Source organism: Burkholderia sp. HAN2018 (assembly GCF_024704855.1).
Classification (GTDB): Bacteria; Pseudomonadota; Gammaproteobacteria; order Burkholderiales; family Burkholderiaceae; genus Burkholderia; species Burkholderia cepacia.
Map to the genome: position 1 here is coordinate 1 of NZ_QOBB01000259.1, position 9,303 is coordinate 9,303.

The 9,303-nt window shown below is 68.9% G+C and carries 9 protein-coding genes; 7 read left to right on the forward strand and 2 right to left on the reverse strand.

The window, feature by feature from the left end; all coding sequences use genetic code 11:
• Positions 1-23: 23 nt before the first annotated feature.
• Entirely contained in the window at positions 24-824 is an 801-nt protein-coding gene (locus DPV74_RS35645) for a (Fe-S)-binding protein (RefSeq protein WP_119338896.1), read from the reverse strand.
• Between the two features lie 134 nt (positions 825-958).
• On the opposite strand from DPV74_RS35645, the gene DPV74_RS35650 reads away from it, so the two are divergent.
• The 5 genes from DPV74_RS35650 (at position 959) to DPV74_RS35670 (ending at position 6,270) form a co-directional block, all read left to right on the forward strand.
• The gene (locus tag DPV74_RS35650) at positions 959-1,675 is read left to right on the forward strand and encodes a FadR/GntR family transcriptional regulator (RefSeq protein WP_027789137.1); all 717 of its coding nucleotides are present in this window, start codon (positions 959-961) and stop codon (positions 1,673-1,675) included.
• A gap of 223 nt (positions 1,676-1,898) precedes the next feature.
• On the forward strand, positions 1,899-3,521 hold the full coding sequence (locus DPV74_RS35655; protein ID WP_060194465.1) for a phospholipase D family protein: 1,623 nt from the start codon (positions 1,899-1,901) through the stop codon (positions 3,519-3,521).
• A gap of 150 nt (positions 3,522-3,671) precedes the next feature.
• A complete protein-coding gene (locus tag DPV74_RS35660; RefSeq protein WP_006497398.1) occupies positions 3,672-4,445 on the forward strand; it encodes a class II aldolase/adducin family protein in 774 nt (257 codons plus the stop codon).
• A gap of 338 nt (positions 4,446-4,783) precedes the next feature.
• The gene (locus DPV74_RS35665; RefSeq protein WP_060357036.1) at positions 4,784-5,218 is read left to right on the forward strand and encodes a CHRD domain-containing protein; all 435 of its coding nucleotides are present in this window, start codon (positions 4,784-4,786) and stop codon (positions 5,216-5,218) included.
• Between the two features lie 89 nt (positions 5,219-5,307).
• Positions 5,308-6,270 carry an alpha/beta hydrolase gene (locus DPV74_RS35670; protein WP_060350305.1) on the forward strand — a complete coding sequence of 321 codons (963 nt, stop codon included), beginning with the start codon at positions 5,308-5,310 and terminating at the stop codon, positions 6,268-6,270.
• Here DPV74_RS35670 and DPV74_RS35675 read toward each other — a convergent pair.
• Positions 6,240-7,082, reverse strand: a complete 843-nt coding sequence (locus DPV74_RS35675) for an EcsC family protein (RefSeq protein ID WP_027789140.1) — start codon at positions 7,080-7,082, stop codon at positions 6,240-6,242. The two genes, DPV74_RS35670 and DPV74_RS35675, sit on opposite strands and share 31 nt — an antisense overlap.
• Before the next feature lie 107 nt (positions 7,083-7,189).
• Here DPV74_RS35675 and DPV74_RS35680 point away from each other — a divergent pair, with 107 nt between their 5' ends.
• Both DPV74_RS35680 and DPV74_RS35685 read left to right on the forward strand, forming a co-directional pair.
• Positions 7,190-8,785, forward strand: a complete 1,596-nt coding sequence (locus DPV74_RS35680; RefSeq protein WP_059699892.1) for an MDR family MFS transporter — start codon at positions 7,190-7,192, stop codon at positions 8,783-8,785.
• A 26-nt stretch (positions 8,786-8,811) separates the two neighbouring features.
• Positions 8,812-9,258, forward strand: coding sequence for a MarR family winged helix-turn-helix transcriptional regulator (locus DPV74_RS35685; RefSeq protein ID WP_021161333.1), 447 nt, complete (start codon positions 8,812-8,814; stop codon positions 9,256-9,258).
• The last annotated feature ends 45 nt before the right edge of the window (positions 9,259-9,303 follow it).

Sequence of the window (9,303 nt, forward strand, 5' to 3'; positions counted from 1 at the left end):
CGCGAGGATCGAGTCGCGCGCGCTCATCGCTGGTCTCCGCGCAGCGACGGGGCGTTCGCGGTGCGCCGCCACAGGAAGCTGGCGAGGTGTTCGACCGGCAGCGGCGCGCCGGCCTTGGCCGCCGCGTGGCCGATGTTCAGCAGGCAGCCGCAGTCGGCGGACACGAGCCGGTCGCAGCCCGTCGCGCAGGCCGACGCGACCTTGTCGCGCACCATCGCGCCGGAGATGTCGGGATGCTTCAGCGAGAACGTGCCGCCGAAGCCGCAGCATTCGGATTCGCGTTCGTGTTCGACGCGCGTCACGCCCGGCAGTGCGTCGACGAGCGCGACGCCGTGCCCGCGCGTGCCCATCTCGCGCCGCGCCGCGCACGACGTATGCAGCACGACGCGTTCGTCGGGCCCGGCGCCGGCCGTCGCCGCGTCGAGCCGCACGTCGAGCACGTGGACGAGGAATTCGGCGAGTTCATAGGTCCGCTCCGCGATCGCGCGGGCTTGCGGGCCGTACACGGGATCGTCGGCGAACAGCGCCGGCCAATGGTGGCGGATCATCCCCGCGCACGAGCCGGAGGGCACGATCACGGGCCACGCTTGCGCGAACAGGTCGAGCTGCGCGGCGGCGACGCGGCGCGCTTCGTCGGGATTGCCGCTGCTGTAGGCCGGCTGCCCGCAGCAGCTCTGGCCGCGCGGATAGTGGACGGTCAGGCCTTCGCGTTCCAGCAGGCGGACCGCGTCGAGCCCGGCTTCGGGGACGAACAGGTCGACCAGGCAGGTCGCGAACAGATAGACGTGCGCGGGGGCGGCGGCGGGGTATTGCCTTTCGTTCATGTCTCGCTCCAGTGGCGACGGCCCGGCATGCGGATGCGGGACGACGATTTCGCTGCATAATTCCCGCGACGGCGCTGCGGCTCAAATTGGTTGGGCCAATCGGCGCGGCACGCATTGAGCGGGGAGACGCGACGATGGCAGCGATGACGGCACGGGGCCGGACCGAAGGGGTGATGCGCAAGATCGAGACGGCACTGCTCGACGGCACGTGGCCGGCCGGCGCACGCCTGCCGGCCGAGCGCGTGCTCGCGCAGCAGTACGGGGTTGCGCGCAATACGGTGCGCGAGGCGACCCAGCGGCTCGTCGCGCGCGGGCTGCTGCAGAGTCGGCGCGGCGCGGGCGTCTACGTGACGGACCAGTTGCGCGCCGGCATCGCGTCGCCGTGGGGGCAACTGGTCGCCGATCACCCCGCGCTGCGCGACGACATCCTCGAATTCCGCCGCGTGCTCGAAGGCGCGACCGCGTATTTCGCCGCGCTGCGCGCCGACGCGCACGACCGGCGCCGGATCCGTGCGCTGCTGCGCGAGCTCGAAACCGCGCACGCGAACGGCGCGGCGGCCGTCGAAGCCGCGACCGACGCGAAGCTGCACGAGGCAATCGCGCTCGCGTCGCACAACACGATGTTCCTGCACCTGCATACGAGCGTGATCGGGATGCTGCGCGAGCACATCTCGATCAACGTGGCGGGCATGACGACGCACGACGAGCACGCGTCCGAACTCCTGCTGCTGCAGCACCGCGTCGTGTGCGACGCGATCTGCGCGCAGCGGCCCGAAGAGGCGCGCACCGCGATGCAGACCCATATCGATTACGTGCGCAGCCATTTCGAGCGCAGCGGCGACGAGGCCTGAGATTGGTCGGACTACTTCGGTGCGAGGCCCGCCCGGCGGGCACTTCCGGTGCGGCGGGCGTCGATGCCCGGCACGCGCGCGCACGCCTGCGGTTCGAGGCCGTCGGTGCCGCCCGCGCGATTGACCGGTTCATCGGGCGCCTACTAGAATCGGCCGGAACCGCGCGCCAGCCGCGCGCCGCGGCGCATGCGGGCCCTGTGTTCCGCCAGTCGAGGAAGTCTCCGTGTTCACGTCCCTGATCCGGCGCGCACCGGCCGCGCTGTCGTGGCGCGCCGCATGCCGCCCGGCCCGCGCGCTGGCCGCCGGCGTACTCCTGTCGCTCGTCGCCGCGTGCGCGACGCATCCGCCCGCCACCACGCTCGATCGCCCGGTCTCCCATGCGTTGCCGCCCGATACCGCGACGCCGTTGCGCGATGCGCTGGCCGCGCCCGAGGCCGCGCATCCGGGCCAGTCGGGGTTCCGGCTGCTGGCCGACGGCGCGCAGGCGTTGCAGATGCGCATCGCGCTCGCGCGCGCCGCGACGAAGACGCTCGACATGCAGTACTACATCGCGACCGAGGACACGACCGGCAAGCTGCTGCTCGCCGCGGCGCTCTACGCGGCCGATCGCGGCGTGCGCGTGCGGATGCTGGTCGACGACCTGAATTTCCGCGACATCGATCGCGTGATGGCCGCGCTGAACACGCACCCGAACGTCGAGATTCGCGTGTTCAACCCGTTCGGCGCGTCACAGGGGATGGTCGAGCGCACGGCCAACTTCTTCACGCGCATCGACAGCTTCACGCGCCGGATGCACAACAAGGCGATGATCGCGGACAACCAGATCGCGATCGTCGGCGGCCGCAACCTCGGCGACGAATACTTCAGCGCGAGCCCGACGCTGCAGTTCCGCGATCTCGACGTGCTCGCCGCGGGCCCCGTGACGAACGACATCTCGGCGAGCTTCGACACCTACTGGTCGAGCGCGAGCAGCTATCCGCTGCGCGTGCTGAATCATCAGTCGTTCGATACGAAGGATCTCGACGCGATGCGCGACGAGCTGCGCGACCACTGGCGCAAGAATGCCGATCCGTACAACGCGAAGCCGCTGAACGCGACGCCGCTCTCGCGGCAGATCGCGCGCGACGAGCTCGGGCTCGTGTGGGCGCCGGCCGAGTTCACGGCCGACGCGCCCGACAAGGTCGCGCAGCCGACCGACGCGTACGTGAGCCCGCCGATGCAGCGCCTCGTCGAACTCACGCGCGGTGCGCAGCGGGAATTCCTCGCGTTCTCGCCGTATTTCGTGCCGCACGACGCGGGCGTGAAGATCCTCGGCGACACGACCGCGCGCGGCGTGCGTGTCGCGATCCTGACCAATTCGCTCGCGGCGACCGACGCGGTCGCCGTGCAGGCCGGCTACGGGCCGTACCGTGTGCCGCTGCTGCAGCACGGCGTCGAGCTGTACGAGTTCAAGGCGCAGCCGGGTCGCCAGCGTCCGCGCCTGTTCGGGTCGCGTTCGCGCGCGAGCCTGCACGCGAAGGCGTACGTGATCGACCGGAAGATCCTCGTGATCGGCTCGATGAACCTCGATCCGCGTTCCGCGCACCTGAACACCGAACTGGCGCTGGTGATCCATAGCCCGGCGCTCGCCGAGCAGGTCGCGCAGATCTTCGCGCGCGCAACGCAGCCGGACGAAAGCTACCGCGTGAGCCTCGTGACGCCGGCAGGCGGCGGTACGCCCGAACTCGAATGGACGGGCACGGACGACGGCAAGCCGGCCGTCTATCACGTCGATCCGCACGCGGGGCTGCTGCGCAACCTGATGACCGGCGTCTTCATGCTGCTGCCGGTCGACGACCAGCTTTAGGGGCCGGAAACGCTCCGGCTAAACCCGCGTTTCCGGTGCGCGGGCAAAGGTGATATGGTTGTGCGCGCAACGAGTGTGGCGCGCAGGACGGCGCCGCCGGGCGGCCCGCGCCACGCGGGCCGCGCACATCCGCAACCGGAGTTCCCCCCCATGCAACGTGTCCCGAACCAGCCGTTCACGCGTCCCGCCCGTTTCTCCGAAGCCGAATGGCAGGCGCGCGTGCAGCTCGCGGCGGCTTACCGCATCTTCGACCATCTCGGCTGGACCGAGCTGATCTACAACCATATCTCGCTGCGCGTGCCGGGCGAGGACGGGCATTTCCTGATCAACCCGTTCGGGCTCCATTACCGCGAGGTGTGCGCGTCGAACCTCGTGAAGATCGACATCGACGGCAACGTGATCGGTCATTCCGACTGGCCGATCAATCCCGCCGGCTTCACGTTCCACAGTGCGATTCATGCGGCGCTGCCCGATGCGCACTGCGTGATGCACGTGCACACGACGCCGACGATGGCCGTGTGCTGTTCGCGCGACGGGCTGTCGTTCTCGAATTTCTATTCGGCGCAGCTGTACGGGAAGATCGCGTATCACGACTTCGAGGGCATCACCGTGCATCTCGAAGAGGGACGGCGCATCGTCGAGAGCGCGGGCGGGCGGCCCGTGCTGCTGTTGCGCAACCATGGGCCCGTGACGATCGGCGCGACGCTCGCGCAGACGTTCTCGCTGATGTGGCTGCTCAATCGCGCGTGCGAGGTGCAGGTCGCCACGCACGCGATCGGCGACGCACTGCCGATCGCGCCGCCCGTGCTCGAAGGGTGCGTGCGCGATTCGCTGAATTTCGATCCGAAGCATGGCGCGGGGCAGGATGCGTTCGACGCGCTGCAGCGTATCGTCGATCGCATCGATCCCGGCTATCGGGCGTGACGCGGGGCGGCGTGATCGCTTCGTCATGCTCGATGCGGCAGGCTCCGAATCTGGCGGCGGGCAAAAAAAACGCGGCCGGGTGGCCGCGTGAATACTCGCAGACTCCTTCGGACGAAGGAAACAAGCAACTGTGAGATGAAGTGTAGCGAAAGGCCGCACGCGGATTCAGCCGTCAGGCTGCAAAGGTCCATTCCAGCCTGAGGCAGACTGGCCTGCCGAGCGCGCTGCGGCGTTTTGCGGCATGGCCGTTCGACGGGCTCCCGGATCGGCGGCGATCGACTACCATCATGTGTGGCGCCGCCGTTCGGTCGGCGTACAACGTCGTACAAGGAGAGTCCATGCTCAAGCTGCGTTTGCTCCAGGTCGCGTTACTCGCGGGTGTGCTGGCCGCCGGCACCGCCGCCGCCGAAACGGTGCGCCTGTCCGCCAATCTCCAGCCGTCGAGCGAGGTGCCGCCGACGGCGACCAAGGGCTCGGGCGACGTCGAGGCCACCTACGACACGGCAACGCACATGCTGCAGTGGATGGTCCGTTACGAACACCTCACCGGCCCGGCCACCGCCGCGCATTTCCACGGGCCCGCGCCGGTCGGCCAGAACGCGGGCGTGCAGGTGCCGATTCCAAAGGACGAGCTGGCGAGCCCGATCAAGGGTTCGAAGGCACTCACCGACGCGCAGGTCACCGACCTGATGGGCGGCAAGTGGTATTTCAACGTCCATACGAAGGAGCACCCGGCCGGCGAGATCCGCGGCCAGGTGATGCCGGCGAACTGAGCGCCGGCGTTTGATATGGCGGCACCCGTCGAGCGGTGCGGGAACGATCGCACGTACCGTCGTCACACTGCGAATACGGAGTGCGTCCGATGAGTTGGCAAAGCAAGTTCGCCTGCTGGCTGCTGCGCTGGCAGTTCCGTCCCGAGACCACGCGCGAGGTGCTCGATCCCGCCCGCGCACGGCGCTTTACCGACCTGCGGATCATGGTGCCGCGCCGCGTGCCGTCGGGCTACCGGTTGCGCCGGTGCTACGGCGCGGGCGACGCGCCGCTGCGCGGCGAATGGCTCGAGCGCACCGACGCGGGCGCGGGGCGCGGGCCGGGCCGCACGCTGCTGTACTTCCATGGCGGCGGCTATTACTTCTGTTCGACGAAGACCCACCGGCCGCTGGTGTTCGGCCTGACGAAGCGCGCGGGCGTGCGCTCGTTCTCGCTCGACTACCGGCTTGCGCCCGAAAACCGTTTCCCGGCCGCGCTCGACGACGCGCTGGCCGCGTACCGCCAGCTGCTGGCGCTCGGCACGCCGCCCGAGTCGATCGTGCTCGGCGGCGATTCGGCGGGCGGCGGCCTCGCGCTCGCGACGCTCGTTGCGCTGCGCGATCGCGGCGAGCCGCTGCCGGCCGGCGCGATCCTGTTCTCGCCATGGACCGACCTGGCCGCCACCGGCGCCACGCTGCGCACGAACGACGGCGCCGATCCGATGTTCGCGGGCGCGGCGCTGCCGAAGGCCGCGAAGCTGTACCTCGGCGACGAGCCGGGGACGAATCCGTACGCGTCGCCGCTCTATGCGGATTTCGCGGGCCTGCCGCCGCTGTATATCCAGGTCGGCAGCACCGAGGTGCTGCTCGACGATTCGCGCCGCGTCGCCGAGAAGGCGAAGGCCGCCGGGGTGGCGGTGGAGATCGAGGTGTGGCCGGACATGCCGCACGTGTGGCAGCTGTACGCGCCGATGATGCCGGAAGCACGCGACGCGCTCGACCGCGCGGCCGCGTTCCTGCGCCGCGTCGCGGTCGAGCGCGCGGTTCAGCGCGCCGGCGAGACGTCGATTGCCTGATAGGCGGCCTTGACGGCCGCCGAGCCGTACTTGCGCTCGAGCCGGCGGACGGTGAAGTGGCCGTGCGCCATCTGCTGGAAGTGGTCGATGAACAGCGTATTGACGGTCGCGCCGAGCACGGCGCCGATCGCCGGAATCGACTTCGCGGCCATCTGCTCGGTCACCTGCACCGAGAAACGCGACGCCACCGTCTGCACGAGCTTGAACACGGCCGCCGAGCTGTGCGCGGCGATGCCCTTCGTCGTGATGTCGGACGATGCCTTCGAGATTGCCTGCGCGAGCGCGCCGCGCAGCACGAAATAACCGAGATCGGCGTCCTCTTCCTGCTTGTCCGGGTTGCCGCCCATGCCGAGCACGGCCAGGCATTGCAGCTGCGTATCGACCGAGCCCAGGTCTTCACCCTCGCTACGCGCGATGTCGCACACGGAGCGGAAGATCAGCGTCGTCGTCACCGGCAGCTCGACCGGCAGCGCGAGAAAGCCGAACGCGCCGCCCGCCGCGCCGGTCGTCGCGACCGCGAGTTTGTGCAGCAGGTTGCTCGGCTTGTCGGGTTCGGCGTCCGGCGCGGGCGGCTTGCCGAGCGTGCGCAGCGCGATGTTCAGGCACTTGCGCAGCGCGAGCTGCGTCGCGTCGTTGATCTTGCCGGTCGCGAAATCCGGCAGCCGGGCGATCATTTTCTCGACCGGTGCGCCCAGCATGCCCGTCAGCTTCATCGTCAGCGACGGGCTTTCCAGCACCTGCTTCGCGCGCCACAGCGCGTCCCGATCGTCCTGCGACAGCATGGTGGCGGGGGGAATTGAAATCGGTTCCATCTTTCTCCTTGGCGGTCTGGGCCGGTTTGACCGTCGCCAGCCTAGATTACTCCCGCATGCTAGAATTTTGAGATTGTTTGACTCGTCAAAAGTTGCGCCAACAAAAAATGGCCGTCCATACCGCCGCCCACCATTCGAGCGGGCAAGTCCTGCCGTTCCGCGAATCGCTGCTGGCGATGATCGGGATCTCGTTCGTCACCATGCTCGTCGCGCTCGACCAGACCGTCGTCGGCACCGCGTTGCCGACCATCGTCGCCGAGCTTCGGGGGTTCGACCTGTACGCGTGGGTCGCGACCTCGTACCTGCTCAGTTCCGTGATCACGGTGCCGATCTTCGGCCGGCTCGGCGACTATTACGGGCGCAAGCCGTTCGTCATCGTGTCGATCGTCGTGTTCACCGGCGCGTCCGTGCTGTGCGGGATGGCGAACGACATGCTGATGCTCGTGCTCGCGCGCGGGCTGCAGGGGATCGGCGGCGGAATGCTGGTCGGCACCGCGTTCGCGTGCATTCCCGACCTGTTCCCCGATTCCGTCGTGCGGTTGCGCTGGCAGGTGCTGATGAGCTCCGCGTTCGGCATCGCGAACGCGGTCGGCCCGTCGCTCGGCGGGGTGCTGACCCAGTCGTTCGGCTGGCGCTCGGTGTTCTACGTGAACCTGCCGATCGGCCTGCTGTCGCTGCTGTTCGTGTGGCGTTACCTGCCGCACCTGCGCCACGTCGAGCACGATCGCAAGATGCGGCTCGACTGGCCGGGCGCGCTGCTGATCGCGCTGTCGCTCGGCGCGCTGCAACTGTTCGTCGAATGGCTGCCGAAGTACGGCGTCGCGAGCTGGGCGTCGCTGCTGCTCGTCGTCGCGGTCGCGGCCGGTTTCGGCCTGTGGCACTGGGAGAAGCGCTGCGCGCAGCCGATCTTGCCGTTCGACATGTTCGGCAACCGCGCGCTGTCGGCGCTCTTCGTGCTGGCGATCCTCGCCGGCTTCTCGATGTTCTCGCTGCTGTTTTACGCACCGCTGCTGTTCCAGGGCGGCTTCGGGATGTCGCCGAAGGAGGCGGGGCTCGTGATCACGCCGCTCGTCGTGTTCATCACGATCGGCAGCATCATGAACGGCCGTGTCGTCACGCGCATCCGCAATCCGAATGCGATGCTGCACGTCGGCTTCGTGCTGTTCGCGATCACCTGCGCGGGCGTCGTCGTGTCGACCCACACGACGCCGAAATGGCTGCTGATGGCGCTGATGGTCGCGGGCGGCATCGGGCTCGGCTTCGTGCTGCCGAACCTCACCGTATTCGCGCAGCAGACGGCCGGCCGCGAACACCTCGGCATCGCCACGGCGCTGCTGCAGTCGCTGCGGATGGTCGGCGGGATGATCGGCACCGCGCTGACCGGCACGCTCGTCAACCAGATGTACTCGGCCGGCGTGCGCGATGCGCTGTCGGCCGATCACGCGATGCAGTGGCACGCGCAGCTCGCCGATCCGCAGATCCTGATCGATCGCGCCGCGCAGGGCGGCCTTGTCGCGGAGCTGACCCGTGCCGGGCATAATGGCGCGCTGCTGCTGGAAGCGGCCCGCGAATCGCTTGTCGGCGCGATTCACGTGGGTGTCGCGATGGCGGCCGTCGTCGCCGTGGTGTCGGTGTGGCAGTGCCGCCGCGTGCCGCCGATCGCGCTGCGGCGCAAGATCGAACCGCATGTCGCGGCCGATTGAACGATTGAACGAGTAGAACTGAGCGCATGGAAGAACAGGACCGCGTCGCGATCTTGCAGCAATTCGGACGGACGTATCGCGCGTTCATGACCGCATTCGAGACGCACGTCGGGCAACCGATGCCGCGCTGGCGCATCATGGTCGCGTTGCACACGATGGGCGGGCATTCGTCGCAGAAGAAGCTCGTCGAAGTGCTGCGCATCGATCCGGGCGCGCTCACGCGCCAGTTGAAATCGCTCGACGCGCTCGGCTGGATCGAGCGCGAATCCGACGCACGCGACAATCGCGTGACCAACGTGACGCTGACGGACGCCGGCCGCGCCGCGTTCGACGCATGCCTGCCGCGCCGCAAGGCGTTTCTCGAACAGACGATGGCGCAATTGCCGGACGACGTGCTGAATGCGCTGTCGGGCGCGCTGGCGATGCTGGAGTCGCGGATCGCGGACGTCGGCTCGACGCCGGCCGCGCGTTGAAGCACGGGGCAGGGCGGCGCAGGTCGGCGTGAATACGCCGACCTG

Bases quoted from the DNA above. Each gene is read 5' to 3' on its own strand.
- DPV74_RS35645 (WP_119338896.1), bottom strand. From the start codon at position 824: ATGAACGAAAGGCAATACCCCGCCGCCGCCCCCGCGCACGTCTATCTG.
- DPV74_RS35650 (WP_027789137.1), top strand. From the start codon at position 959: ATGGCAGCGATGACGGCACGGGGCCGGACCGAAGGGGTGATGCGCAAG.
- DPV74_RS35660 (WP_006497398.1), top strand. From the start codon at position 3,672: ATGCAACGTGTCCCGAACCAGCCGTTCACGCGTCCCGCCCGTTTCTCC.
- DPV74_RS35665 (WP_060357036.1), top strand. From the start codon at position 4,784: ATGCTCAAGCTGCGTTTGCTCCAGGTCGCGTTACTCGCGGGTGTGCTG.
- DPV74_RS35670 (WP_060350305.1), top strand. From the start codon at position 5,308: ATGAGTTGGCAAAGCAAGTTCGCCTGCTGGCTGCTGCGCTGGCAGTTC.
- DPV74_RS35675 (WP_027789140.1), bottom strand. From the start codon at position 7,082: ATGGAACCGATTTCAATTCCCCCCGCCACCATGCTGTCGCAGGACGAT.
- DPV74_RS35680 (WP_059699892.1), top strand. From the start codon at position 7,190: ATGGCCGTCCATACCGCCGCCCACCATTCGAGCGGGCAAGTCCTGCCG.
- DPV74_RS35685 (WP_021161333.1), top strand. From the start codon at position 8,812: ATGGAAGAACAGGACCGCGTCGCGATCTTGCAGCAATTCGGACGGACG.